Annotated in this window: 20 protein-coding genes, 1 tRNA gene and 1 pseudogene; 7 read left to right on the plus strand and 15 right to left on the minus strand. The window is 71.4% G+C overall.

All coding sequences use genetic code 11. From position 1 onward, the window contains the following. Positions 1 to 12 precede the first annotated feature (12 nt). The gene (locus AB0M70_RS05655) at positions 13 to 1752 is read right to left on the minus strand and encodes an EAL domain-containing protein (protein WP_365817556.1); all 1740 of its coding nucleotides are present in this window, start codon (positions 1750 to 1752) and stop codon (positions 13 to 15) included. 393 nt (positions 1753 to 2145) lie between these two features. On the opposite strand from AB0M70_RS05655, the gene AB0M70_RS05660 reads away from it, so the two are divergent. After that, on the plus strand, positions 2146 to 3426 hold the full coding sequence (locus AB0M70_RS05660; protein WP_365816702.1) for a M6 family metalloprotease domain-containing protein: 1281 nt from the start codon (positions 2146 to 2148) through the stop codon (positions 3424 to 3426). 74 nt (positions 3427 to 3500) lie between these two features. Here the strand turns inward: AB0M70_RS05660 and AB0M70_RS05665 are convergent. The 7 genes from AB0M70_RS05665 to AB0M70_RS05695 all read right to left on the minus strand — a co-directional run bounded on the left by AB0M70_RS05665 (position 3501) and on the right by AB0M70_RS05695 (position 10641). Next, positions 3501 to 3574, minus strand: a tRNA-Lys gene (locus tag AB0M70_RS05665). Then, complete coding sequence (locus tag AB0M70_RS05670; RefSeq protein ID WP_365816704.1) at positions 3565 to 4209, minus strand: bifunctional DNA primase/polymerase; 645 nt, start codon at positions 4207 to 4209, stop codon at positions 3565 to 3567. The genes AB0M70_RS05665 and AB0M70_RS05670 overlap by 10 nt, the downstream gene beginning before the upstream one ends. Positions 4210 to 4336: 127 nt before the next feature. Further along, positions 4337 to 4702 carry a hypothetical protein gene (locus AB0M70_RS05675; protein WP_365816706.1) on the minus strand — a complete coding sequence of 122 codons (366 nt, stop codon included), beginning with the start codon at positions 4700 to 4702 and terminating at the stop codon, positions 4337 to 4339. A 220-nt stretch (positions 4703 to 4922) separates the two neighbouring features. After that, the gene (locus AB0M70_RS05680; protein WP_365816708.1) at positions 4923 to 6278 is read right to left on the minus strand and encodes an AAA domain-containing protein; all 1356 of its coding nucleotides are present in this window, start codon (positions 6276 to 6278) and stop codon (positions 4923 to 4925) included. After that, positions 6275 to 7870 carry a hypothetical protein gene (locus AB0M70_RS05685; RefSeq protein WP_365816710.1) on the minus strand — a complete coding sequence of 532 codons (1596 nt, stop codon included), beginning with the start codon at positions 7868 to 7870 and terminating at the stop codon, positions 6275 to 6277. Before AB0M70_RS05685 ends, AB0M70_RS05680 begins: the two co-directional genes overlap by 4 nt. Positions 7871 to 8516: 646 nt before the next feature. After that, a complete protein-coding gene (locus tag AB0M70_RS05690) occupies positions 8517 to 9683 on the minus strand; it encodes a hypothetical protein (RefSeq protein ID WP_365817558.1) in 1167 nt (388 codons plus the stop codon). After that, positions 9634 to 10641, minus strand: coding sequence for a phosphatase PAP2 family protein (locus tag AB0M70_RS05695; RefSeq protein WP_365816712.1), 1008 nt, complete (start codon positions 10639 to 10641; stop codon positions 9634 to 9636). Before AB0M70_RS05695 ends, AB0M70_RS05690 begins: the two co-directional genes overlap by 50 nt. 257 nt (positions 10642 to 10898) lie before the next feature. On the opposite strand from AB0M70_RS05695, the gene AB0M70_RS05700 reads away from it, so the two are divergent. Then, positions 10899 to 11492, plus strand: coding sequence for a histidine phosphatase family protein (locus AB0M70_RS05700; protein ID WP_365817560.1), 594 nt, complete (start codon positions 10899 to 10901; stop codon positions 11490 to 11492). A gap of 5 nt (positions 11493 to 11497) precedes the next feature. Here AB0M70_RS05700 and AB0M70_RS05705 read toward each other — a convergent pair whose 3' ends face one another. Beyond that, the gene (locus AB0M70_RS05705) at positions 11498 to 12943 is read right to left on the minus strand and encodes a tetratricopeptide repeat protein (protein WP_365816714.1); all 1446 of its coding nucleotides are present in this window, start codon (positions 12941 to 12943) and stop codon (positions 11498 to 11500) included. 267 nt (positions 12944 to 13210) lie between these two features. Here AB0M70_RS05705 and AB0M70_RS05710 point away from each other — a divergent pair, with 267 nt between their 5' ends. Continuing rightward, a complete protein-coding gene (locus AB0M70_RS05710; protein WP_365816716.1) occupies positions 13211 to 13699 on the plus strand; it encodes a hypothetical protein in 489 nt (162 codons plus the stop codon). Between the two features lie 65 nt (positions 13700 to 13764). After that, the gene (locus AB0M70_RS05715; RefSeq protein WP_365816718.1) at positions 13765 to 14625 is read left to right on the plus strand and encodes a fused MFS/spermidine synthase; all 861 of its coding nucleotides are present in this window, start codon (positions 13765 to 13767) and stop codon (positions 14623 to 14625) included. 23 nt (positions 14626 to 14648) lie between these two features. Here AB0M70_RS05715 and AB0M70_RS05720 read toward each other — a convergent pair whose 3' ends face one another. After that, entirely contained in the window at positions 14649 to 15188 is a 540-nt protein-coding gene (locus AB0M70_RS05720; protein ID WP_365816720.1) for a hypothetical protein, read from the minus strand. Positions 15189 to 15266: 78 nt separating this feature from the next. Here AB0M70_RS05720 and AB0M70_RS05725 point away from each other — a divergent pair, with 78 nt between their 5' ends. The 3 genes and pseudogenes from AB0M70_RS05725 to AB0M70_RS05735 all read left to right on the plus strand — a co-directional run. Next, on the plus strand, positions 15267 to 15956 hold the full coding sequence (locus AB0M70_RS05725) for a response regulator transcription factor (RefSeq protein WP_365816722.1): 690 nt from the start codon (positions 15267 to 15269) through the stop codon (positions 15954 to 15956). Further along, the gene (locus AB0M70_RS05730) at positions 15953 to 17341 is read left to right on the plus strand and encodes a HAMP domain-containing sensor histidine kinase (protein ID WP_365816724.1); all 1389 of its coding nucleotides are present in this window, start codon (positions 15953 to 15955) and stop codon (positions 17339 to 17341) included. The genes AB0M70_RS05725 and AB0M70_RS05730 overlap by 4 nt, the downstream gene beginning before the upstream one ends. A gap of 481 nt (positions 17342 to 17822) precedes the next feature. Then, a pseudogene (locus tag AB0M70_RS05735) lies at positions 17823 to 18719 on the plus strand (chitinase); the annotation flags it as partial. A 115-nt stretch (positions 18720 to 18834) separates the two neighbouring features. Here AB0M70_RS05735 and AB0M70_RS05740 read toward each other — a convergent pair. From AB0M70_RS05740 to AB0M70_RS05760, 5 genes are all read right to left on the minus strand, one after another. Continuing rightward, complete coding sequence (locus tag AB0M70_RS05740) at positions 18835 to 20484, minus strand: bifunctional aspartate transaminase/aspartate 4-decarboxylase (RefSeq protein WP_365816726.1); 1650 nt, start codon at positions 20482 to 20484, stop codon at positions 18835 to 18837. 30 nt (positions 20485 to 20514) lie between these two features. Beyond that, positions 20515 to 22218, minus strand: coding sequence for an aspartate-alanine antiporter (gene aspT, locus AB0M70_RS05745; protein WP_365816728.1), 1704 nt, complete (start codon positions 22216 to 22218; stop codon positions 20515 to 20517). Positions 22219 to 22241: 23 nt separating this feature from the next. Next, on the minus strand, positions 22242 to 23921 hold the full coding sequence (aspT, locus tag AB0M70_RS05750) for an aspartate-alanine antiporter (protein ID WP_365816730.1): 1680 nt from the start codon (positions 23919 to 23921) through the stop codon (positions 22242 to 22244). A gap of 136 nt (positions 23922 to 24057) precedes the next feature. Next, complete coding sequence (locus tag AB0M70_RS05755) at positions 24058 to 25479, minus strand: GH1 family beta-glucosidase (RefSeq protein ID WP_365816732.1); 1422 nt, start codon at positions 25477 to 25479, stop codon at positions 24058 to 24060. A gap of 136 nt (positions 25480 to 25615) precedes the next feature. Further along, positions 25616 to 26428: a carbohydrate ABC transporter permease gene (locus tag AB0M70_RS05760; RefSeq protein ID WP_363211562.1), complete on the minus strand. Its 813-nt coding sequence runs from the start codon at positions 26426 to 26428 to the stop codon at positions 25616 to 25618. Positions 26429 to 26532 lie beyond the last annotated feature (104 nt).

Genomic DNA, 26532 nt, shown 5'->3' on the forward strand with positions numbered 1-26532 from the left:
GCGGAGCAGCCCTCAACCCGCCGCCAGCAAGGCGGAGATACGATCCGGCGCCACCGGGCGGGAGTACAGCCACCCCTGCCCGGTGTCGCAGCCGATCCGCCGCAGCCGCGCCGCCTGTGACGTGGTCTCCACGCACTCCGCGGTGACGGTCAGGCCCAGCCGGTGGGCGAGTTGCACCAAGGCCTCGACGATGACCTCGTCCGCGGGGTTGATGTGCGCCTCGCCCGCTTCGGCGTCGTACTGGAAGCCGCGCACGAAGGAGCCGTCCAGTTTGAGGACGGACACCGGGAGCCGGCTCAGATACGCCAGGTTCGAGTAGCCCGTGCCGAAGTCGTCGATGGCGATGCGCACCCCCATGTCGCTGAGCGACTGCAGAGCCTGCAGCGGGCGGCCCGTCGAGCCCATCACCGCCGACTCGGTGAGCTCCAACTGGAGCAGTTCGGGGGCCAGTCCGGTCTCGGCGAGGATCTCCGCGACATCGGCCACCAGATCCGAGTCCCACACCTGGCGCACCGCGACATTGACGCTCACGAAGACCGGCGGCCGCTCCGGGTGGTCCAGCTGCCACTGGCGGGCCTGACGGCACGCCGTCCGCAGCACCCAGCGGCCCAGCTGCACGATCGAACCGTCCTCCTCGGCCAGTCCGATGAACCGATTCGGCGTAAGGAGTCCGAAGCGCGGATGCTGCCACCGCACCAGCGCCTCGACCCCGCGCACACCGCCGTCCTCCAGGCGCACCAACGGCTGGTAGTCGAGCAGGAATTCACCGCGCTCGACGGCCGGACGCAGTGAACTCGACAGGGTCTGGCGGGTCATGCGGTGGGCGTTGCGCTCGGGGTCGAAGAGCGTCCAGCGTGCCTTGCCGTCCGACTTCGCCCAGTAGAGCGTCGTGTCGGCCGCCTGCATCAGACAGGTCGCCGTGGTCCCCGCGGCGCGCCGCTCCACGACCCCGATCGAGGCGGAGACGGAGAGCCGTTGGCCGGCCAGGTCGAAGGGCTCCTGCAGCGCCTTGAGCGCCGTCCCGGCGAGATCGGCCAACTGGTCCGTGCCCGTGGAGTCCTCCACGAGCAGCGCGAACTCGTCGCCCCCGAGCCGCGCCACCAGCGGCGGCGCCGTCCGGCCGTGGCCCGCCTCGTCGGCGCACCGCGTGAGCCGCTCCGCGACGGCGGCGAGCAGCCGGTCGCCCACCCGGTGGCCGAGCGTGTCGTTGACCGCCTTGAACCCGTCGAGGTCCAGGTAGCAGAGACCGATCCGGCCGGTGCCCGTGTCGTCGTACGCACCCGCTTCGAGCGCGGCGGCGAGCCGCTCGAAGAACAGGCTGCGGTTGGGCAGCCGGGTCACCGGGTCGTGCATCTGCAGATGCCGGAGGCGGGCCTGGAGCTCGCGGCGCGCGCTGATGTCGGTGGCGGCGAGCAGCACCGTACGCCCGCCGGGCATCGGCGAGACCGTGACCTGGACCCACAGCGAGTGCCCGTCGGGGTGTTTCAGGCGCCGGGTACAGCGCAGCTTCGCCTGGCGGCCGCGGAGCACCTCGCGGTACGCGTGCCAGGTGCGGGCGTCCGACGCCAGGTCCACCAGATCGGCGGCCAGACGTCCCGCGAGTTGGTCGGGGGACGCGCCGAGCAGCTCGGCGAGCGCGTCGTTGGCATCGATGACGAGACCGTCGCCGTCCACGACGCCGAGGGCGAGCGGGGCGGCGGCGAAAGCTGCTCGGTGGTCGGGCCGCGGCCCTGGATGGCGACGCTCCGTGATGGGCGCCCAGGCGAGGTCGGGTGCTGTGACCGCTGGGGGCGCTTGGCCTTCAGACGTTCCGTTCACCACTTGCTCCCGCAGTGCAGTTGTTCGGCGAGGCCGGGCCCGCGCAGGAAAGTGTGCCGATCATAGGGGCTGGCCCGAGGGCGCATCCAGCCACGGAGCGGTGCCGCGTGGCGGCCGCGCAGGGCATAGGACAGGCGCATGCCCGGCGCGGATGTGGCACCTGCCCGGCGACAGATCGTTTCTGCTCGCCCGTGTACTGCTTCCTTTACGCCTCCATCAGCCCGCCGACAACTTGTGACGTTCCGTGAGCGCTCCGGGAGTGGCGCGTCACCCGGCTGGCCCAGACAAACAGGGCACACCAGAAAAAAGCTGCACAGGGTGGGTGGGATGCCCCGTAACCCGCATCCGGAGGTGGACGTGCCGCGTCAGCTACCCCCCTGGGGACTCACCCGTGGAGGGGAGAGACCCCGGTTGCGCAGCACGGCCGCCGTCCTTACGTCCCTGACCGCACTGGCCGCCACGGGGCTCGTCGCGGGCCCCGCGAGCGCCCGGACCTCGGCGGTCCCCTGTGCGCTGCAGCGCACCCCGGCGCATCACTCGGAGGGCCTCGACACCTGGAACGGCGCCTATACGCGCCCCGACCGGGCCCTCGACGCCGTGATGGTCTTCCTCTCCTTCCCCGACTCCCCGCCCCAGCTCGCCACCGAAGACCTGACGGCCGACTATTTCCCCGCCACCAGCCAGTTCTTCGAGCGCGCCTCCTACGGCAAGTTCGCCCTGCGCCCGCACCCGCGGCGCGAGTGGGTGGAGATGCCGGACGCCTCCACCTCGTACGCCATACAGCGCGACTGGAACGCCTCCCGGCGCAGCGCCTATCTGCGGGACGCGGTGGCCGCCTCCGATCCGCACGTCGACTTCTCGCGGTACGACGTCGTCTACTTCGTCGCCGACCCGGACGCCCCCGGCGTCGACTCGGACGCGACGAAGGTCGTCAACTTCGACCAGCCCATGCGGGCCGACGGCGCCGACATCAAGCGCATCGTCACGGTCTTCGAGCGCCATCCGCCGGACCGCAACGTCCTCGCCCACGAGACCGGCCACGTCTTCGACCTGCCCGACCTCTACCACCGGCCGACGGACGGCGGCGGCGACTGGGACACGCATGTCGGCGACTGGGACGTCATGGGTAGCCAGTTCGGGCTCTCTCCCGACCTCTTCGCCTGGCACAAGTGGAAGCTCGGCTGGCTGGACCGGCGCCAGGTGGAGTGCGTGGAGGGCGAGGGCCGGCGGCTGACCCTGGAGCCGCTGTCGACGCGGCCCACACGCGGGGGCATCGGCGGCACCAAGCTGGCGGTCGTCCGCACGGGCCGCGGCAGCGCGATCGCCTTCGAGGCACGGGACGCGGCGGGCAACGACAGCGCCACGTGCAGCGAGGGGGTGCTTGTCTACCGCGTACGCAACGAGGCGCCGTCCGGCGGCGGCCCGGTCGAGGTGCTCGACGCCCACCCGGACTCGGAGGCCTGCTGGAACGACTCGGTGTACCCGCCGCTCGCGGACGCGCCGGTGTCGACGGGGGAGAGCTTCACGGTGCCGGACGAGGGGGTGCGCATCGAGGTGGAGGGGCGTACGGCGTCGGGGGCGTGGAACGTGAAGGTGTCGGTGGGCTGAGGGGCGCTGACCCCATGGTTCGTACCGGGCATGAAAGAAGCCCCCCGCTTGCGCGAGGGGCTTCTTTCTGTCTGTGCGCCGCCAGGGACTCGAACCCCGGACCCGCTGATTAAGAGTCAGCTGCTCTAACCAACTGAGCTAGCGGCGCCTGCTGACGTCGTAGACCTTAGCACCCTGATCGCCGCCAGGAAAAATCGATATACGGACCGCGGAGCCGGCCGCCGCGCGTGCCGCGCGGACGCACGCCCAGAGCATGACCTCGGGGCCGGGAAGCCAGGGGTGGCGGGCGTCGGGGGCCACCAGCCAGCGCGATTCGAGGTGCCCCTCGAGGCGGCCGGACGGCGGGCCGGAGGGCGCCGTGGCCCGGGTCTCCGGGGTGACCGGCGGCACCGTCACCGCGTCCCCCATGCCGTGGCAGAGGATGCCGGGCACGGCGCGGCCCCACTCCTCCCACTCCAGGAGCGAGGGCAGCCGCTGGGCGGTGCCCGGGGCGGCGAAGAGCAGCATGCGGCCGCGGTGCGCGGCGACGGGGCCCGAGCCGGGGCCGTCCTCCCACAAGCGGTCGAGCATGCGCCTGCCGAAGACGGCGGGAACGCTCACCACGTCGAAGACGGTGCCGCAGGGGAGGACCGCGGGGGCGGCGGGGCGGCTGCGCCAGTGGGCGAGCGCGCTGCGCGGATACGTTTCCGCGGAGGCGAGCCAGGCGGCTCCCTCGGTCGTGACGTCGGAGCTGTCCTGGACGCGGGCGGGGTCGGGGCCCGGGTGGAGACGTGTGCTGCTCATGGCAACTACATCTACCGGTAGTGAGTGTTCCGATTCCGGGAGTTACCAGAAATGGGGACAGCGGCGGGTGCGGAGGAGTACCTTGCCCCCCTCTTGGCATATGCCCGTGATCTTTTGAGCGTCGCTTTCAGGCCTCCGGGCCGCCGCCGCCCGGACCGGCCGCGCGCAGCAGATCCCGGCCGAACTCGACCATCTTCTTCGCGTAGTCCTCGGTCCACTGGGCGCGCTCGGCGATCGCGGCGGGCGTCAGCCGGTCGAAGCGCCGGGGGTCGGCGAGCTGGGCCGCGGCGATGGCCTGGAACTCCACCGAGCGGTCCGTCGCGGCACGGAAGGCGTGCGTCAGCTCGGTGGCACGGGCCAGCAGCTCCCGGGGGTCCTCCATCGACTCCAGGTCGAAGAAGTGCTCCGGGTCGGCGGTGGCTTCCGCGGGCTCGAAGAGCAGGGGCCCGGGTCGAAGTCGCTGCTCGGTCCGGGGCCGCTCGGGCTCCGCCATGGTTCTCCTCCTCGTACGGTTTCCGGCCGTGGGGCCACCTCCCATTCTCCCTTGCCGCGCAAGGGGGCCCTGGGGGCTGGGGTCAGGGCTGCCGCCATGGCACGCGGTGTTCTGCCAGGCGGGCGAGTACCGCGTGGTTCGCCTCCCAGCCGTCCGGGGCTGTTTCCTTTGGCCGCCTGCGGCGGCGTGCCGGACTCCGTCCGGCGAGTAGGGGGCGTCTTCATGGTCGCCATGGGACGCGGTGTTCTGCCAGGCGGGCGAGTACCGCGTGGTTCGCTTCCCAGCCGTCCGGGAACTTCACCGTGACGCCCAGTTGGACCGGTTCCGTGGACGGGTGGTCGTCGAGCAGTTCGCTGACGCCCGCGCGGCAGATCACGATGCAGGCGTGCCGGTGGCGGGAGGCGAGGACGCACAGGCGGCCCGTCTCCAGGTGGAACGCGGTGGCGTCCGGGCGGCCGGAGAGCGGGTGCAGGACCACCGTCACGTCGTACTCGCGGCCCTGGAGACGGTTCGCGGTGTCCACCGTGACGTCCGCGACGCCGAGCTCCGCGAGGGCCGCGCGTACCGCCGCCGCCTGGTCGCGGTGGGCGGTGCCGACGGCGATCCGGTCGGCCGTCAGGGGCGTGGGGTCGGGGCCGCGCTCCGAGGTGGCCGCGCCGCCGCGGTCCAGGAGGCGCCGGACGACCTGAGCCACCGCGCGTACGGCCTCGGGGTCGGTGCGCGGCGTGTTCCGCGCGGGCAGTTCGAGCAGGCCCCAGCCCGACTCGGCGGCCTCGTCGATCACCCGGTCGGGGGCCGAACCGTCCGACGGCACACCGAAGGTGAGCGCCCTGTCGCCGTGGTCGGTCCCGCTGCGGAAGGGCGTGTACGGGTAGAACGCCGCCGAGACCAGCGGAGCCGCCGACGCCGGGAGCCGCCAGGACACCGGGAGGCGGTGCTGCGGCAGCTCGGGGTTGTGCGCGAGCAGCGTCGTCACCGCGCTTGCCGAAGGGTCGTACGCGAGGCCTGCCCACTGCTCGGCGCCCACGATCGAGAACGGGTCGAGCTGCCCGGGATCACCCACGAACAGGGCCCGCTCGAAGAGCCCGGCCACGGCGAGCAGCGCGTCCGACCGCATCTGATACGCCTCGTCCACGATCGCGTGCCGCCAGGGCTCCACGTCCTTGACGTGCGCCCACTTCGCGGCGGTCGACACCACGACGTCGAGCCCGGCGAGGTCGGCGGCCTTCGTCGACGTACGGACGAAGGGCAGGTCGTCCAGCGCCTTGTCGTACGCGTCCGGGTCGCTGCTGTGCAGACGGCCGACCGGCAGCTCCGGGTCCTTCTCGGCGAGGCGCAGGACCAGGTCGTCGACCTGCGCGTTCGTCTGTGCGATCACCATCAAGGGGCGGCCCGCCGCGGCCAGTTCGCGGGCCGCGCGCACGACCAGGGTCGACTTGCCCGCGCCGGGCGGCGAGTCGACGACGACGCCGCGGTGCGCGCCGTGCAGCGTGTCGTGCAGGATCGCGTCCGTGGCGCGGCCGGCCGCGGCGCCGGGGTCGAAGGAGGCGCGGTCGAAGGGGGCGGTCGGACTCACAGGGTGTCCTCCGGCGTCACGGGGTCAGGGCGCTCGGCGGCCTCGCCCGGCGGGCCGCCGTGGGTCCAGGGAGTCGCCTCGGGGTCGGGGAGCTTGGGTCCGCCACGCTGCTCGTGCTCGAAGAGCGTCCAGCAGATCCGGTCACCCTTCTCCGGCACGGAGCCCGGCTCGGGCTCCTTGCCGCGGCCCATCTTGTCGGTGATGCGCAGCACGACGGAAGCGGCGCCGCCCTCGCTCTCGTACGTCACGAACTCGGCCGACTGCGGCTTGCCCTGGAGCGAGCGGTACACCTTCGCGCGCTCGGCCAGGTGCGGGCGGTCGTCCGTGCGGACGGTGACCAGGGGGCGCGGGCTCGGGCGCTTGCTCTCGCTGTACGCCATGACCACCTCGGTCACCTCACCGGCGAACGCCTCGCCCGCGAGTCGGCGGCCCGCCATCACCAGGGGGTCGTCCAACGCTTCCTGCGCCTCTAGCCTGGCCTGCTCGCGCTCGCGCGTGGCGAGCTTGTTCGCCGCCGTCACCGCGTCGTCGACGCGCGGCTGCGGGGGTTCGCCCGCCGTCACGCGGTCCCGGTGGCCCGTGAACGACCAGCGGTCGCGGGTCCAGCGGTCGGCGGCGTGCGGGGCCTCGGGCAGTGTGCAGAGCGCGTCGAGTCCGCGCCACACCGCGTCCCAGGTGGGGCGGGTCCTGCTCTCGATCAGGGAGCGGATCTCCCGCTCGGCCGCGGTCAGTTCGGCGAGGCGGGCGTCCGCCTGGACGCCGTCCTGCGCGGTGGCGAGGACGCCACGCGCGCGGTCGTACCGCTCGATGGCCGGGGCGAGCAGGCGGTTGTCGAACGCCGGGTCCGTGGCGGGGCCCGCGGGCGGGCAGAGCAACTGGCCGTCCTTGTCCCGCGCCAGCTCGGCGCGGAGCGCGGCGTCGGCGCCCGAGGTGCCTTCCGGGGCCTCGATCCAGGCGAGCAGGGCGCCCAGATGCTGGTCTTCGAGACTGCTCTGCCCGGTGGCCCAGTGCCGGGAGAGCAGGTCGGTCATGGCGACGAGGAGGGAGGAGCCCGGCACGCGGGCGCGCTCCCCGAAGTGGGTCAGCCAGCGGCCGAGGAGGGGGACGCGGGGCGGCGCGGGATACGGGGTCTCCGGGTCCTGCTCGGCGGTGCGGCGGAAGCGGGTTGAGCGGCCGATGAGCCGTACGAAGTCGATGCCGGCGCGGCTCGGGACGATCAACTGCGGTGCGTCCGTGCAGAGTTCGACCTCCACCTTGACGCGCTTGCCGGTCTCGGGGTCCGTCTCGCTGCGTTCCGCCGCTTCGACGTCGTCCGTGAACGAGTCGACGTAGTCCAGGACGGTGTCGGCGAGTTGGGCCAGGAAGGTGAAGCGCAGGTCGCGGTCGCGGGGCTGGGGCACGACGAGGACGCGGGGCGAGGTGCGCTCCGTCCCGACGAGCGCGCCGAGCGGGGCGCCGGCCTCACCGGCGGTGATGAGGGGGACGAGGACGAGGGGGCGCTGGGTGAGGTGGCGGTGCCGTACGGTCGCGCGTGGCTGGGCGCGGCCGCTGGTGACAGCCTCCAACCGGGCGAGGTCATCGATGAGCGACATCAGGCCGTCCCCCCTTGCGGGTCCGCTGCGCGGGGCTCTGACGGCGCACTGTCCGCCGTCGCCTGCGGGCCACCCTGCACTACCCCGCCGCTGCGCGGCGAGCTTCCCCCACCCACCCACCCGATCACCCGGCGACCTCCACCAACCGAAGGACCGATCGACGAGCGGCCGGACCGGATATGAACTGCCGCCACACGAAGCCGACACACGCCGCGCGAGCAGTGCGCGGTCACCGGGTGGTTCCGGAGGGTGGGGGTGAGTGGGGAAGTCTCGCCCGCCGCGGAGCGCCGTGCCGGGGCGGGCCGGGGCTGGCGGGCCTGTGTCTCTGCCGTGTGGCTGTACATGCGGTGTGTGGGCGCTGGGAAGTTCCGGAGCGCGTGGGTGGTCAGGGAAGTACCGTCCTCTGCGGGGCGTCGCGCCGGTCCAGGCCGAGTCCGGCGGGCCCGTGCTTCTGCCGTGCAGCCGTGCACGCGGTGTGCGGGCGCCGGAATGTTTCGGAGCGAGCGGGTGGTCAGGGAAACGCCACTCGCCGCGGGGTGCCGTGCCGGGGCGGGCTGTGGGCTGTGGGTTCGGGGCTTTGCCTTGTGGTCGTGCAGGTCGTGCAGGTCGGCGGGGTGTGCGTCGTGTCGCAGGGCTGCGTAGGGGGTCAGCACTTCTGACCCCCCGTCCCGCCCGAGGCGCCCACGCCAGACGACGCGCCCGCGCCAGAAAGCGCCTCCGACCGCAGCGCCGCCGCTCTCCGCAGCGCCGCCACCGTCGGGTCCGTCGGGTCGCCCGAGGTTCCGTCGGCCGCGGAGAGGACGGCGCCGATCGTCGTCAGGCCGCCCAACTCCCCCCGCAGCGAGCGGCCCAGGGCCGTCACCTCGCCCTCGTCGCGGGAGCGCTCGCGGCAGTGGAAGGCCAGCTCGCAGGCGGCCAGGCACTCGGGGGCGTACGTCGCCGGGACCGATTCGACCGCTGCCGTCAGGTCGGCAGCGGGGCGGTTCACGTCGAAGGTGGTGCCCTCGGGGAGCGCGTCCGCGATGTCCTCGATGCGGGTCAGGCGCGCCAACTGGCGCCGGGTCACGGAGATCTGCTTGCGCACGTCGATCGCCGACGCCGTGGGGAGGTTCGAGAAGTCCTTGGGGCAGACCAGGAGCACGTGGTGGCGGACGCGGGGCGCGGGGTCCATGCGGTCCGCCACCCGCTCCAGGGCGAGCGCGTACACCGCGGACTGGCGGGCCGCCGCGCCCACCTTCGCGGCGTCCGCCGAGCCGTCGATCATCGGGAAGGACTTGATCTCGACGACCGTCCAGCTGCCGTCCGGATGGACCACCACCGCGTCCGGTTCGAGGAAGGCGGGCGTCCCCGCGACGTCGAGGGCGAGCATGGGGTGGTCCAGGAGGGTCCAGCCCTCCGTCGCCGTGGCCTCGCGCAGCGCGAGCGAGGTACGGGCCGCGCGTCCCTCGGGACCCACCGCGGCGAGGTCGGGGACCGATGATTCGCCCGGCACCGGTTCCGGGCCGCCACCGAGCCTGCCGTGCACAAGCCGCAACAGCTCCGCGCCGCCGTCCGCCTTGACCTTCGCCTCGAAGGCGTTGCCCCGCATGAACGCGAACTGCGACTGACCGAAGGGTGCGGGGGAGCCGAGGGACTGCGCGAGCGTCGCCTTGTTCACGCCCGCGCCGTCGAGCAGCGCACGCCGTCGGCAGCCCGGGTTCGCGGCGAGGGCCGCGAGCGCGCGGGCGTCGAGCGGCGACGCGGGGACGTCAGGACCGCGCAGCTCAGCGAGCCGCTGTCGGAGTGCTGTCCCCCGCTTCGGCGGGTCGGGCACTGGGCTCGGCGCCTGGCTCGGCAGGCCGCTTGCGCGGCCGGGGAATTCGCTCACCCACGGAAGTCTGGCACCCGCCACTGACAATCGAGGACTCTGGGGCGGACGAGACGGACGACGAGCCCGCACGGGACCCCGCACCGGCCCCGCCCACGACCCCCGGAGAAGGCCGCGCGGCATCGAACGGCAGTTTGACCCTGGCCTTCACGCGGTCCGCGATCCGCAGCACGGGCCGGGCGAGCAGCAGCCCGAGGCCCATCACCGCGGCGCCCGCGACCGCGTCGAGGAAGTAGTGGTTGGCGGTGCCCATCACGACGATCGTGGTGATCAGCGGGTAGGCCACCGCCGCGGTCTTGACCAGCGGCGAACGGCCCTGCCGCCACAGCACGACCCCGCACCACAGCGCCCACCCCACGTGCAGGCTGGGCATCGCCGCGTACTGGTTGGTCATGCCGCCGAGCCCGCGCGGCGCACTCGCCTCGCCGCCCCACCAGCCGAAGTCGCTGTACTGCGCCATGGTGTCGACGAAGCCGTACCCCTCGCTCAGCAGGCGGGGCGGGCAGGTCGGCAGGAGCGTGAAGCCGACCAGGCCGATCATGGTGGAGGTCATCAGCCACGCGCGCGCCGCGCGGTAGTGGACCGCGCGGCTGCGGAAGAGCCAGACGAGGACCAGGGGCGTGACCAGGTAGTGCAGGGACGCGTACCAGAAGTCGGCGGGGACACCTATCCAGGAATGGTCGGTGAAGAGACGGTTCAGCGGGTGCTCGGCGTTGAGATGAAGGAACTGCTCGACGCGCAGGATGCTCAGGCCGTTGTCGACCGCGCCCGCCACATCGCCGCGGGCCAGCAGGCGTCCCGCCGAGTACGCGGCGTACACCAGCACGATCAGCGGCAACTCCGTCCACCAGCGGAGCCGAAGCCCGCTGATGCCCCCGGTGCCCGGAGCGTCAGTCTGCGGCATCCGGTAGGTCCCCCATCTGTCTTTGGTCATGCGGTGTTCAACGGCGCCTCACCTTACGGCGTACGCGAAAGGACGCTGCGGCGGTCCCCGGTCGTCTTAGACGCAGAGATCGACGACCGGGTTGCTCCTCACGGGCAGGAGTGATCGCGACATGGCACGTGAGTGATGATGGAGGGTACGGACAGCTGTCTGTCCACAGAATTCGCTCGATGACAGCTGATGGTCCACCGTCGGCCGTCGGCTCGGAAAGGCTCGACATGGCACCGCGCATCCTGCTGGCCCGGCACGGACAGACGGAGTGGTCCCTGTCCGGGAAGCACACCGGCAGGACGGACGTCCCGCTCCTGGAAGAGGGCCGCGACGGCGCGAAGCTCCTGGGCGAGCGGCTGCACCGCGCGCCCTTCGACGGCCTCAAGGACGTCGAGGTGCGCACCAGCCCCCTCGCGCGGGCGCGCGAGACGTGCGAGATCGCCGGCTTCGGGGACCGCGCCACCACCTGGGACACCCTCATGGAGTGGGACTACGGCTCCTACGAGGGGATGACCCCGGCCGACATCCAGGGCGTGCGCCCCGGCTGGTTCATCTGGCGCGACGGCGTCCCCCGGGGCGAGACCCTGGAGCAGATCACCGCCCGCGCGGACGAGGTGGTGGCCTGGGCGCGCGGCGCGGACCGTGACGTCCTGGTCTTCGCGCACGGGCACATCCTGCGCTCCATCGGCGCGCGCTGGCTCGGTCTCGGCATCGACTTCGCCGCCCGCATCCGCCTCAACCCGACCTCGATCTCCACCCTGGGCTGGGCCTACGGCGAACCGGCCATCGAGTCGTGGAACGACACCGGACACCTGGCCTAGGCCGGCTACACGGCCCGCGGCAGTGACGCGTGCCGCTCCAGGAAGCCGCACACCCCCGAGGCCCGCCGGTGCGGAAGCAGCACCCGGGCCGTCGTGGCGAGCATCGCCTGGATGCGCGACGACTGCACCTCGTCGAGGAGCCCGAGCACCCGCATGCCCGCCGTCGCGGCCTCGTCGGGACGGCCCGCGCGGGCCAGGTCGTCGGCGAGCTCCGCGGTGTAGAGGGCGATGTTGCGGGTGAACTGCGGGGTCTGCGCCGACGCGATGCCCGCCGCGCGCCGCGCGTGCCGGGCCGCCCGCTCCCAGTCGCCGAGCGCCGACCAGCACTGCGCCTCAAGAACCTCCAGCTCGGCGGGCCCGTAGAAGGTCATCCACTCCGGGTCGCAGTCCGAGGGGCCCCGGTCGAACAGGGCGTGGGCGCGGACCAGCGACCGCTCGCAGCCGGCCCGGTCCCCGAGCCCCGCCCAGCCGCCGCCCTCCCGCAGCGCCAGGAGCGAGAGCAGCCGCGGTGACGCGAGCTGTCGGGCGGCCCGCGTCGCCGCCTGGGACGCCCGCACCGCCTCCCGGGGCCGCCCCGCATCGCGCGCGAGGAAGGCCGTGTTGCAGAAGGCGTGCGCCTCCAGGGCCGGGTCGCCGGCCATGCGGGCCGTCGCGAGCGCCTCCGCGTAGTGCGAGCGGGCGTCGTCGAAGCGGCCCGAGTCGTGCGCCAACCACCCCACGGAGATGGACAGTTCCCCCGCCCCCGTGTAGAGCCGGTCGGCCATCGTCTGGCGGGTCGTGCCCGCGTCGAGGAGGGCGTACGCGGTCCGCAGCGGGGCGGCGGCGCGTCGGTAGAGGCCGTCGGCGCCGTGCCGGTCGTCGAGCAGCCGGATCCTGCGCACGGCCTCCTCGACCGCGGTCGCCTCGGCCTCGCCGGGCCGGCCGCCGCGCTGTGCGGTGGCCTGGGCCGGACTCGGGTCGGTGAGCCCGAAGGGCCCCAGTGAGGCGGCGGCCACCGTGGCCGTACCGCTCATGAATGCGCGACGCCGCACGTCGATCTCCTCGTGACTCTGGATCTCGTACGGGTCGCACTCGTGCAGTTCGGGGCTCAGCGGCCCGGACGGGGGAGACTCATACAGCTGGATCGTGGTGTGTGATGCGGGCGCCCCGGACTTGGCGCGCGCCCCCCGCCCGCGCACGGTGGAGCGGGGTGCGAACCCCAGATCCGTCAGTGTCCGGCCGGGGAACATGTGCAGGAACACCCGCTCGTAGGCGTAGTTGGGACAGCGGATCTCGCCTGCCTCGACGCGTCCGATGTAACGGGCGTCGCAGCTGACCCGCTCACCGATCTCGCGAGCGGCACGCCTGATCAAGGCGGCGAACTCGCCCGGAGAGCGCTGTCCGCGCAGCTGCCTGAAGCGAAGATTCGGTCGTGGGGACGGAGTTGACGATGCCATCGGTGACGACGCCATGGCCTGACCCTCTCGTACGGATCGTGCCGGATTGTGCCGAATCCCGCGGATTCAGCAATACTGCCCCTGTTCCGGCGGAGCACGAACGTACCCGCTGTCATGGGCCCGGCACGCAGAGTTTGGCTACAAACCGGATATCTCACCCACGATCCGCCATGAAGTGCCATCCTTTGCGGCGGCATTGCGCCGTAGCCGTTGACGTCCTCCCGCGTTGAACCATGCGGAGAGGGAGCGACGCGGCTTCCGCCCTTGCGAGGAGGGGTCCCCTTGTTGGAGATCGGCGTGCAGAACGGCGAATCGAGGGCGTCGCTGACCACGGCGCGGCATCTGCCCTCCCAGGAGCGCAGCGCACCACCGCAGCAAGGCGCACGACCCCCCGAGCCCGCCGACTTCTGCGATCTCGTCACCGTGCCGGCCCGCCAGGGCCTCGAAGCGGTCGACATCCTGCGCCGCGGGGCGGGCGACGACGCGGTCGGCCCCGTCCTGCACGACGGGAGCTGCGACACCCTCGGCTTCCTGGTGCCGCCCGGCACCGCCGAGTGCTGGGACCTGCCGGGCAGCGCGTGTACGCAGACCTTCGGCCGCGGCATCCGCGCGCACGCCGAGCCGGCGCCCGTCCCCCCGCCGCCCCCGGTCGCGGGCACCGGCTGGCTGCTGCCCCCCGACGAGACCGACCCCGTCACCGACCCCGCCGTCCTGCGCGAGGCGCTCGGCAAGGCGGCCCGCACCATCGAAGCCGCCGACAACTGCCGCTGAGCCCGGAAGAAGCGGTTCTCCAAGGTCATCGGGCCGCGCACGGGGCGTACGCCGATAATGGTCCGATGGCAAGGAACAGGCGGACCCGGGAAGAGGCGCAAGCCGTCGTCGAGGAGGTGGACGGGGGGCTCGCCGAGCTGATGCCCGACCGGGACAGGCCGCGCGCGTGGACGCTGCTCGTGGACGGCGCCCCGCAGTCCCATGTCGACCTCGACGACCCGGCGTATCTCGACTTCGAGTACCAGCGCAGGCTCGGTCACGTCGCCGACCTGGTCGCGCCGCCCGGCAAGCCGATCCAGGCCCTGCACCTCGGCGGCGGCGCCTTCACCCTCGCCCGCTACATAGCCGCGACCCGCCCCCGCTCCACCCAGCAGATCATCGAGCGTGACACGGCCCTCATCCAACTCGTGCGCCGCGAGCTGCCGTTGGACCCGCAGGCCCGGGTCAGGGTGCGCGGCACCGACGCCCGCGAAGGGCTCGCGAAGATCGCGGACGGCTGGGCGGACCTCGTCATCGCCGACGTCTTCAGCGGCGCCCGCACCCCCGCCCACCTCACCAGCGCCGAGTTCCTCGGTGACGTACGCAGGGTCCTGAAGCCCGGCGGGTTCTACGCGGCGAACCTCGCCGACGGCCCGCCGCTGGCGCATCTGCGCGGCCAGCTCGCCACCGCCGCCACCCTCTTCCCGGAACTCGCGCTCATCGCCGACCCGGCTGTGCTGCGCGGCAAGCGCTTCGGCAACGCGGTGCTCGTCGCGTCCGACCGGCCGCTGCCGATCGCCGAGCTGACCCGGCGCAGCGCGGGGGACTCCCATCCGGCCCGGGTCGAGCACGGCAGGGCGCTCATCGACTTCAGCGGGGGAGCGGCGGCGGTCACGGACGCGAGCGCGGTGGCGTCACCGGCGCCGCCGCCCTCGGTGTTCCGCTGAGGCCGCGGCGGTGAACCGGCCGGTCAGTACTCGTTGATCTCGACCGCCGGGGCATGGTCGTGCCACGTGCAGAACACCGAGACCTTGTCGGCGCCCGACGTGAACTCCACCCGGATCCAGGTGTCCTGCTTCCACACCTGCACCGACCAGCCCGCCGCCGGGGTCGCCGACACCAGCGTCGCCGAGTCCGTGCCGAGGTCGAAGACGACCCGGCCGCCCTCGGAGGAGTAGCTCTTCACGTTGCCCGGTGCGGCGGTGGGGGTGGAGGGGGTGCTCGGCTTGCTCGACCTCGTCTTCGACGGCTTGCTCTCGGGGGGCTTCGACGACTTCGAGGACTGCGGGGGCTTCTTCGACTTCGAGGGCGACGGGGTCGGAGCCGGGTCAGGGCGGTGCGTGGAGGAGGAGAGCGGCTCGGCGCGGTCGCCGTCGGCGGCCAGCGGCACGGCACGCGGCGGGTCGTAGGCGGTGCCCGCCATGACCGTGTGGACACCCCACCAGGAGAGCGTGACCGCCGCGCCCGTGGCGAGCGACCAAGCCATTGCGTGTATGAGTCCTCTGCGCATCGCGAGCCATACTGCACCACCGGGCGCCTCGGCGTCCCAGGAGGACCGGGGTCACTCATATGGCGTACGGTGCCGCCCATGGCAAGTGTGCTCGTCGTCGAGGATGACCAGTTCGTACGCTCCGCTCTCATCCGGCATCTGACCGAGGCATCGCACACCGTGCGCAGCGTCGGCACGGCCCTCGAGGCGCTGCGCGAGGTGGCCCATTTCCGGTTCGACGTGGTGATCCTGGACCTCGGACTGCCCGATCTGGACGGTTCCGAGGCATTGAAGATGCTGCGGGGGATCACCGACGTCCCCGTGATCATCGCGACCGCGCGCGACGACGAGACCGAGATCGTCAGGCTCCTGAACGACGGCGCCGACGACTACCTGACCAAGCCGTTCTCCGTCGAGCACCTCTCGGCGCGGATGGCCGCCGTGCTGCGCCGCTCGCGCGTCCCGGCGGGCGAGGTCCCGCCGAGCCGGGAGATACGCGTCGGCGGGCTCGCCATAGACCCGCTGCGGCGCCAGGCCGAGCTGGACGGGGCGCGGCTCGACCTGACTCGCCGCGAGTTCGACCTGCTGGCCTTCCTCGCCGGGCGGCCCGGTGTCGTCGTACCCCGTAAAGAGCTGCTCGCCGAGGTGTGGCAGCAGAGTTACGGGGACGACCAGACCATCGACGTACATCTGTCGTGGCTGCGCAGGAAGCTGGGCGAAACGGCCGCGCGGCCGCGTTATCTGCACACGCTGCGGGGTGTCGGCGTCAAGCTGGAGCCACCGCTGTGAGGTGGGCGCTCGTCAAGGTGTGCCTGGCCGTCACGACGATGGTCGTGGTCGCCTTCGCGGTGCCGCTCGGCCTGGTCATCCAGGAGATGGCGCGGGACAGGGCCTTCTCGAACGCGGAGCGGCACGCGGCCGGCATGGGCCCCACGCTCTCCATCACCACCGACAAGGATCAGCTGACGCGGGCCGTCGCCACGTCCGAGGCGGGCGGTGAGGGGCGGATGGCCGTGTACGTACCGGCCGTCGGCGACGCGCCCGCCCTGGAGATCGGCGACCGGCGGGCGGACGCGCACGCGGTGGAGACCACGCGCAAGGAGGGCCGGGCCCGGACGACGACGGTCGAGGGTGGCTTCGCGCTGCTCCAGCCGACGGCCCTGAGCTCCACCCAGATCGCCGTGGTCGAGATCTTCGTGCCCGAGGGCGACGTCAGCAACGGTGTGACCACGGCCTGGCTGGTGCTCGCGGGCGTCGGCGTCGCGCTGATCATCGGGTCCGTGGCGGTGGCCGACCGGCTCGGCGTACGCATGGTGCAGCCCGCCAAGCGGCTCGTGGGCGCCACGCAGTCCCTCGGTGAGGGAAAGCTGGGGGCGAGGGTCCCTGAGGAGGGGCCGAAGGAACTTCGCCTGGCCGCCGTGGCGTTCAACTCGATGGCCGATCAGGTGGTCCAACTTCTCGCCAACGAACGTGAGTTGGCGGCGGACCTGTCGCACCGCCTGCGTACTCCGCTGACCGTGCTCCGACTCAACGCGGCCTCGCTGGGGGACGGCCCCGCGGCCGAGCAGACCCGTATCGCGGTGGAGAAGCTGGAGCGCGAGGTCGACACGATCATCCGCACCGCACGCGACGCCAAGCCGCAGACCGCCGCGGTCGGGCCCGGCGCGGGCTGTGACGCGTCCGAGGTGATCCGGGAGCGCATGGCCTTCTGGTCGGCGCTCGCGGAGGACGAGGGGCGCGAGGTGCGGGTCGCGGGGGTGGAGCGGCCGGTGTGGATCCCGGTGGCGCGCCCCGAACTGGTCGCCTCCCTGGACGCGTTGCTCGGCAACGTCTTCCGGCACACGCGGGAGGGGGCGGCGTTCGCGGTGGACGTGCACAGTGGCGAGGACGCGGTGATCGTCCTGGTGTCGGACGCGGGGGCGGGGATCGCCGATCCCGAGGCCGCGTTGGCGCGGGGCGCGGGGTCGGGGGCCGATGGGTCCACTGGCCTGGGGCTGGACATCGTGCGGCAGTTGGCGGAGTCCACGGGGGGAGATGTCCGTATCGGGCGGTCCGTGCTTGGTGGGACCGAGGTGCGGATTTGGATTCAGCTGGACGGGCGTCGTCCCGTGGCCGGGGGGCGGGGGCACGGGGGTTCTGTACGTCGGCGTAAGCGTGCCCCCAGCGTGCGCTAGCCCCCTGAACCGCCGCTTCGCGGCGGATTTTCCCCGCCCACCCACCCGTTTACCCCGCATCCGACTGTGAACGGAGCGCAGGTAGTTCCCGTCCAAGGGCTGACTCCGGGTGCCGGGTGGGTGGGCGGGACAAATCCGCGCGAAGCGCGGGAAGGCCTCCACGGCTCGCACCCGGGAGCACCCCGGAGCCCACCATTAACCGCCCCCCATCGCTCCCTTAAGCGCACCCTAAGATCCAGTGCAGAGCCCCAATTGCCCGCTATGTCGCGCCCCCGCGAGGCTAAGTTGCTGCACGCACCCCCACCCCCCGCACAGCTAAGGCAGGCACGCGATGAGCAGTACGCATCGGCGCACGGTGAGCACCAGGTCCAAGGTCATAGGCGGGCTCGTGGCCGCCGGCCTCGTCGGCGGCGGCGCTTTCCTCTTCTCCGGGACGGCCCTCGCGACCAAGGCTCCCGCGGAGAAGACCCCCGCCAAGGCCGCCGCCCAGGCCAAGTTCGCTCCCTTCGTGGACACGTCGCTCGCTCCCGCGTACGACCTCGTCGACACCGCGGAGAAGACCGGCGTCAAGGAGTTCACCCTCGCCTTCATCACCTCCGGCGGCAGCTGCGAGCCCCTCTGGGGCGGCACCACCGGGCTCGACGACGACAAGGTCGCCTCGCAGATCGAAGCCCTGCGGGCCAAGGGCGGCGACGTACGCGTGTCCTTCGGTGGCGCCGCGGGCTCCGAGCTGGGCCTCAAGTGCGACAGCGCCGACGCGCTGGCCAAGGCGTACGGCAAGGTCATCGACACGTACAAGCTGACCAAGGTCGATTTCGACATCGAGGGCGCGGCCCTCCCCGAGACCGCCGCCAACACCCGCCGCGCCCAGGCCATCGCGCAGCTGCAGAAGGACCACGAGGGCCTGGACGTCTCGTTCACGCTGCCCGTCATGCCCGAGGGCCTGACCCAGCCGGGCGTCGACCTCGTCGCCGACGCCAAGAAGAACGGCGTGAAGGTCTCCGCCGTCAACATCATGGCGATGGACTACGGGCCGTCCTACAGCGGCGACATGGGCCAGTACGCCATCGACGCGGCGACCGCCACGCAGAAGCAGATCAAGGGCGCCCTGGACCTGTCCGACGAGGCGGCGTGGAAGACCGTCGCGGTCACCCCGATGATCGGCGTCAACGACGTCACCACCGAGATCTTCAAGGTCGACGACGCCACGCAACTGGTGAAGTTCGCCGAGGAGAAGGGCCTCGGCTGGCTTGCGATGTGGTCCTCGACCCGCGACAAGGCCTGCGAGGGCGGCGCCAACAACGGTGCGCAGCCGACCTGTTCGTCGATCGAGCAGGAGCCGCTCGCCTTCACGAAGGCGTTCGCCGCCTACAAGTAGGCCCGAAGCACCCCAGCCCAATAGCTGCCACCCCCCCCACGGCGCCTCGACCGGCATCCCCCCACCCGGTCGGGGCGCCACTCATGTTCAGGCCTGAGGTCTGAAGCCTCAGAACTCAGCTCTTGCTCGCCTGCCACTCCGCCGCGTAGTCCTGGAAGATCGCCCGCAGGTGGTGGCCGATCTTCAGGTAGTCGAGGTCGTCCAGGTTGGCGAGCGACACCCGTACCGACCACTCGGGGCCCTCGAAACCGCCCCCGTTCAGCAGGACCACGTGGGTCTGCTCGGCGAGGCGGAACAGCGGGTCGACCGGCTCGTAGTTCTTCTCCAGGAAGTCGGCGAAGTCCTTGCCGTGGACGCGTTCCGCCTCGGCGAGCAGATCGAGTTCGATGTAGTAACCGGCCCGGTGCGGATCGTCCGCGATCTTCATCTCGGCGCCCTCAAGCAGGAGTTCGAGCCGCTGCTGCACGATCGCGCGGATGCGCCGCTTGTACGCCTGCCCCTCCTCCAGCATGTCGAAGAGGGAGAACAGGACCATCATCATCTGCTGGGGGAGCGAGAGCCCCGAGGTGTGGTTCAGCGCCACCTGGCGCGAGTCGGCGACGAGCCGGTCGATGAACCTGATCTCCTCCGGGTGCAGCGTCAGCGTCCCGTACCGCTTGGCGAGCCGGTCCTTCTCGGCCTGCGGCAGCGCCGCGACCAGCTCGTCGATGACGTTGTCGTCGTGCAGCCCGATGACGCCGAGCCGCCAGCCGGTGGCGCCGTAGTGCTTGGAGTACGAGTACACGAGCAGCGTGTTGCGCGGCAGGTCGGCGGCGATGGAGCGGAAGCCCTCGACGAACGTCCCGTACACGTCGTCCGTCACGATCAGCAGGTTCGGGTTCGACGTGGCGACGATCTGCTTGATCTGGTCCGCGACCCGCTGACTCAGCGCGAGCGAGGGCGGGTTGGAGGGATTGACCAGGCAGACCATCTTGATGTCGGGGTCGGCGAGCTTCGCCACCTCCTCCTCCGGATAGCGCCACTCCCGCACGCCCTCCTCGGCGAACTTGCCGGCCTCGACGTACGTCACGTCGAACTCGTACGTGTCGAGCTCGGGGATCTCGATGTACGGCGTGAACACCGGCACCATCAGGGCGATCTTGTCGCCCTTGTGCAGGATGCCGTTCTTCATGAGCGAGTCGAAGATGTAGCACATCGCCGCCGTGCCGCCCTCGGTGGCGAAGAGCGACAGGTTGTCCGCGGGCGGCCTCTTGTCGAACATCTCGTCGGCCAGATAGCCGCGCACGATCTGCTCCGCGTGCTTCAGCATCCGGTCCGGCACCGGGTAGTTGTCGCCGACCGAGCTGTCCGTCAGCTCGTGGACGAACTCGTCCTTGTCGAACCCGAACCGCTCGACGGCGTGCTCCACGCACTTCTGGAGCAGGTCGATGCCGGGCAGGTCCGGGTGCTGACGTACGAAGGTGTCGAAGCGGGCGCCGGAGCCCGCCTTCTCCGGCATGCCGCCGAGGTTGTCCGCGGTCCAGACGCGGCGGGACTCGGAGAGGGCGAAATAGCCGAGCGCGTAGAAGGCCTCGCGGGGGCCCGTGGCGATCCAGTTGGGGTTGCCGCGTCCGGCGTTGAGCATCTGGACGCTGGAGGTCTCCTTCTGCCCCGGCTTGTCGGCCTGCACCGCCTGGGCGATCTGGATGAACTTGTCCTTCAGCTCGAACGGGCTGAGCTGGGCGAACGACTGGATTTCCGCGCGGGTGAAGGTGGTCTTGGGCACGGCTCGTTCCTCACGTGGGGGAGCGGGGGGTCAGTGGTGGAGCAGGACGATGACGGCGCCCCAGATGGTCAGGAGCACGTTTCCGACGGCGTACGGGATCGTGTAGCCGAGCGTGGGGATCTGGGACCGCGACGATTCGTTGATCGCGCCGATCGCCGCGGTGGTCGTCTGGCCGCCCGCGAGGACGCCCATCAGGATCGGGAAGCGGATCTTCTGGACGTAGTGGCCGAAGAGGAAGCCGACGATCAGCGGGATCACCGTGGCGACCGCCCCGAACAGGAGCAGCCCCCAGCCCGCCGTCGAAAGGCCGGAGGTGAAGCTGGGCCCGGCGTTGATGCCGACGACGGCGACGAAGAGACAGAGCCCGAGGGTGTCCATGAACCACTGGGCACCGGGCGGGACATTGCCGTACGTCGGGTACTTGCCGCGGATCCACCCGAAGACGAGCCCCATGATCAGCGCGCCGCCGGACGTGGAGAGCGAGATCGGCACCCCGCCCGCGGTGAGCGCCGGGATGCCGATGCAGCCGCCGAGGAAGATGCCGAGCCCCACCCAGATCATGTCGGTGGCGAAGGAGGTCGGCACGGGCTTGCCGAGCTCCTTGCCCGCCGGGTCCACCAGGCGTTTGGGGCCGGTGAGGATCAGGGTGTCGCCACGCTCCAGCTTTGTGGTGAGGCGGTAGGGGAACTCGGCGCCGGAGCGGTACAGCTTGTCGACGTAGACCCCGACCATGAACGGTTCGCGTCGCAACTCGGCGATGGTCTTGCCGAGCTGGCTCTTCTCCGAGGCCACCACGTGCAGCGACTCGGTCTGGTAGCCGAGGAGTTCGACGTCGTCGGTCTCTGCGCCGATGTGCGTACGGGGATCGAACTCGACGAGAGAGCCGCGCAGCGCGCTCAGCGCGACGACGTCACCCTCGCGCAAGGCGGTCCGCTGGTCGTGGTCGAGGATGTTCCCCTCTCTGCGTACGCGGGTGATGTAGACCCGGCGGCCCAGCTCGCGCTGCTGGTTCTCAAAGTCCTCGATGGTGCGTCCCGCGAGGTCGGGGCGCTGGAGGGTGTAGGCGCGCAGGACGACCTCGTAGTAGCCCTCGGCCAGGTCGGGATTGTCGCCGGGCGCGTCCAACTCGCGGGCCAGGGCCGCCGATTCGGCCGCGAGGTCGCGCCGGTAGAGCTTGGGCAGCACGTTGGCGAGCAGCATCGCGCAGAGGATCGTGCCGAGCGGATAGGTCACGGCGTACCCGATGGCGACCAGGTTCGCCTCGCTCTTGGCCTGCGCGGAGCTGAGCCCCGGCAGATTGGAGATCGCGTCGCCCGCGACACCGATGACGGCGGACTGCGTGAGCGCCCCGCCGAGCAGCCCCGCCGAGAGCCCGGGGCCATAGCCGAGCATCGCGGCGAAGGCCCAGCAGACGAGGAGGCCGGTCACACAGACGACGACCGCGTTGAAGACCTGCGGGAGGCCGTCCTTCTTCAGGCCGCGGAAGAACTGCGGGCCGACCTTGTAGCCGAGGGCGAAGAGGAACATCGTGAAGAAGAGGTTCTTCACCGTCCCGTCGATCTCCACCTTGAACTGCGCCCCGAGCAGAAGCCCCGCGATGAGACAGCCGGTGACGGCGCCGAGTCCGATGGCCTTGTAGCGCAGCTTCCCGAAGAGGAAGCCGATGGCCACGGTGATGAAGACGAGCAGCTCGGGGTGGGGCTGGAAGATGTTCCGGTTGAGAAAGTCGATCATTTTCTACCCTCCGGTGCGCCGGGTCAGGCGCCGAGAACGCCGACGAGGATCGGTCCGGTCAGGGGGAGCAGGAAGTTCGAGAGGGCGTAGGTGATCGTGTAGCCGAGCAGCGGGACCGAGCTCTGGGCCACTTGGGTGACGGAGGTGATCGCCGGGGTCGAGCACTGCTGGCCCGCGATGGCGCCGATCAGGAGCGGTTTCTCGATCTTCAGGAGCTTGCGGCCCACGATCAGCGAGATCGTCGCGGGCACCAGGACCATCGCGATCCCGGCGAACGGAAGCAGCGCCCCGTACTGCTTGAGCAGCGGCCAGGCCTGCGGCCCCGAGACGAGCCCCGTACAGGCGATGAAGATGGCCAGGCCCATGTCCTTGAGGGTGTTCGCGGCCTGCGGAGGGAACGCCCCGAAGGTCTGCTTGCGGGAGCGGAACCAGCCGAAGAGCAGCCCGGAGATCAGACAGCCGCCGCCGGTGCCGAGCGACATGGGTACGTCGCCGAAGTGCACGACGACCTGCCCGAGCAGGGAGCCCGCCGCGATGCCGAGACCCAGATAGATGAAGTCGGTGGCGTCGTTCTTGACGACCGCGCCGATCCTGGCGACCAGCTTGTTCAGGCCCGAGCGCGCGCCCACCAGGGTGAGCACGTCACCGCGGCGCACGGTGGTGCCGCCGGCCGCGGGCAGGTGCTGATCGCCGCGCAGTACGTCGGTGACGTAGACCCCGTCCTTGATGAACTCGGGATGCGCGCGCTGCAACTCGTCCACGCTCATGCCGTCCGACGCCTTCTCGGTGACGGCGACCTGCGCGGTGGCCAGCGGGGTGTCGACGCCCGGGATGCCGGGGGTCTCGGGGCCGATGAGGTGCCCGGACTCGATGACGTTGGCGCGGCGGCCGACCACCAGGACCAGGTCGGAGAGGGTGAGCGCCAGGCCGGGCGCGGGCGTGAGCTGCTTGCTGCCGCGCTTGACCGCCTCGACGGTGACCCGTCCGTCGAGCTCCGCCTCCAGGTCGCCGACGGTCCTGCCGTCGCCCGTGGTCACCAGATAGGTGCGGCCGACCATGCCCGGCAGCGCCTGGCGCTCGTCGGACTCCAGGCCGCCGCCCGAGCCGCGCATCTTCTCCCACAGCTCGCGCGAGGCGTCCCGCAGGTTGATCCGCAGCATCATCGGCATGATCTGGCTGGTGTAGAGCACGATGGTGATCAGGCCGAAGAGGTAGCAGACCGTGTACGCGGTGGCCACGTGCCCCTGGTACTGGGTGATCTGGTCCGGGGTGAGGCCGTCCAGCTTGCCGATGGCCTCGGTCGCCGTGCCGACGACGGCCGACTCGGTGGCCGCGCCCGCCAGGATGCCCGCGGCCGTGCCGACGTCCAGGTCGAAGGCCTTGGCCAGGCCGAGCGCGATGCCCAGGACGCAGACGAGCTCGATGCCGCAGAGCGCGAAGAAGCGCAGGCTCTCGCGGTTGAGGTTGGAGAAGAACTGCGGGCCCGCGAGATAGCCGAGGGCGAAGATGAAGAGCGCGAAGAAGATCGTCTTGACGTCGTCGGAGACGACGACCTTGGCCCAGGCACCGAGCAGCAGCGAGACGATCAAGGTGCCGCAGATGCCGCCCAGGGTGATGGGACCGACGCGTACCTTGCCCACGAGGTAGCCCAGGGCGAGGCAGACGAACAGCGCCAGCTCGGGGTGGTCACGGAGTACGCCCATCGGCGCTCACCGTGCCTGTTCTCTTGCGTTATGTGGCATATCGGCAACCTAAGGAGCCGAGTGGCGCGGTGCCACTCGACCCCTCGGGCTGCCGACCCCTCGGGCCGCCGACCCCTTGGGCCGCCCACCCCGCGGGTCAGCCCGCGACGTGCTCCCGCGGCAGCTCACCGCTGGACGCGATGCCCGCGTACCAGTGGGCGCTGGACTTGGGGGTGCGGGCCTGCGTCTCGTAGTCGACGTACACCGCGCCGAAGCGCTTGCTGTAGCCGTAGGACCATTCGAAGTTGTCCAGCAGGGACCACAGGTAGTAGCCGCGGACATCGGCGCCGTCCGTGATGGCCCGGCGCACGGCGGCCAAGTGCCCGTGCAGATAGGCGATGCGCTCGGGGTCGTGGACGCGGCCCTCCGGGTCGGGCTTGTCGTCGTAGGCCGCGCCGTTCTCCGTGACGTACAGCGGCAGGCCAGGAGCCTCCCGGGAGTAGCGCATGATCAGGTCGTGCAGGCCCGTCGGGTCGATGGTCCAGCCCATCTCGGTGCGGTCGCCCGGCGTCTGGTGGAAGGCCACGTCGTCGGATCCCGGCCACGGCGAGTGATCGCTGGCACCGTGTCCGTCGTTGCGCGCGTTCGCCGGGTCGTTCTGAGCGGCCGAGACCAGCGCGGGCGTGTAGTAGTTCAGGCCGAGCGCGTCCAGCGGCTGGTGCGCGGCGGCCAGGTCGCCGTCCTGCACGAAGGACCAGTCGGTGATCCGGGCGGTGTCCGTGAGGAGATCCGCCGGGTAGGCGCCGTGCAGCATCGGGCCGTGGAAGACGCCGTTGGCGAGGTTGTCGATGCGGCGGCGGGCGTCCTGGTCCTCCGGGCTGTCCGAAACCGCCCTGACCACCGAGGAGTTGAGGCTCACCGCGACCTGGGCGCGCGCCGGGAGCGCGGCCCGCAACGCCTGGGTGCCCAGGCCGTGCGCGAGGTTGAGGTGGTGCGCGGCCTGCAGTGCGGCCGCCGGGTCGGTGCGGCCGGGCGCGTGCACGCCGGAGCCGTAGCCGAGGAAGGCGCTGCACCACGGCTCGTTGAGCGTGATCCAGGACTCGACGCGGTCACCGAGCGCCTCGGCCACGAAGCCCGCGTACTCGGCGAACCGGTACGCGGTCTCGCGTGCGGGCCAGCCGCCCGCGTCCTCCAGCTCCTGGGGCAGATCCCAGTGGTAGAGGGTCAGGGCGGGCTTGATGCCCTTGGCGAGCAGCTCGTCGACGAGCCGCCGGTAGAAGTCGAGGCCGCGCTGGACGGCGGGGCCGCGTCCGGTGGGCTGCACCCGCGACCACGAGACGGAGAAGCGGTAGGCGTTCAGGCCGAGGTCCGCCATGAGCGCCACGTCGTCGCGGTAGCGGTGGTAGTGCTCGACGGCCACATCACCGGTGTCGCCGCCGGCCGTCCTGCCGGGCGTGTGGCTGAAGGTGTCCCAGATGGATGGGGTGCGGCCGTCTTCACGTACGGCGCCCTCGATCTGGTACGCGGACGTGGCGGCGCCCCAGAGGAAGTCGGCCGGAAAGGCAAGGGATTCAGGCATGGAAGCGCTCCCATGGAAAGGGGGAAACGGGAAAAGGACAAGGGGGAAGAGGGGTGGGGCGGTTGGGCGGATGACCAGGGCCGAGGTGGCGGCGGCTCGGCCCTGGCGAAGGGAGGATTCGGCGGGCGGCCGGGCCTCAGCCCTTGACGGCGCCCTGCATGATGCCGCTCACGATCTGCTTGCCGAAGAGGATGAACGCCAGGAGCAGCGGCAAGGTGCCGAGCAGGGCACCCGCCATGATCACCGCCCGGTCCGGGATGTAGCCCGTACCAAGGGAGTTGAGCGCCACCTGCACGGTGGGGTTCGACTGGTTCAGCGCGATGATCGGCCACAGGAAGTCGTTCCAGGCCATCACGAACGTCAGCAGGCCGAGCACCGCCATCGCGGGCCGTGCCGCCGGGAACACCACGTGCCAGATGATCCGCAGGCTGCTCGCCCCGTCCATCCGCGCCGCCTCGATGAGCTCGCTCGGCAGCGCCTGCAGCAGGTACTGCCGCATGAAGAACACCCCGAAGGCGCTCACGAACGTCGGCAGGATCACCGCCTGGAGCTGATTGGTCCACTGCAGGTCGGCGACCCACAAATAGAGCGGTACGACACTCAGCTGCGGCGGCACCATCATCGTGCCGATCGTGAGCAGCAGGAGCAAGCCGCTGAACTTGAACTTCAGCTTGGCGAAGGCGAATCCGGCGATCGTTGAGAACAGGACGGTGCCGATGGTGATGCTGCCCGCCACGATCGTGGTGTTCAGCATCGCGTCACCCAGGCTCGCCTCCTCCCAGGCCCGCTCCAGGTTCTTGAAGAGGTTCCCGCCGAACCACAGGGGCGGCGGTGTCTGGGCGAGCCGCCCGCTCGTACGGGACGCCGCGATCGCCGTCCAGATCAGCGGGGCCAGCGACACGGCCGTGAACAGCGCGAGCACGAGGTAGGTCCACGGACCCGCGTGCATCGTGCGCCCGGCCTTGAGCCCCAGCGGGCGGCCCGACTTCGGGCGCGGCGCGGGAGCGGCCTTCGGGCTGGTGATCACGTCGGTCGGCGGGTCCGACGCGACGT

It is taken from the genome of Streptomyces sp. NPDC051214, from assembly GCF_040682375.1.
GTDB lineage: Bacteria > Actinomycetota > Actinomycetes > Streptomycetales > Streptomycetaceae > Streptomyces.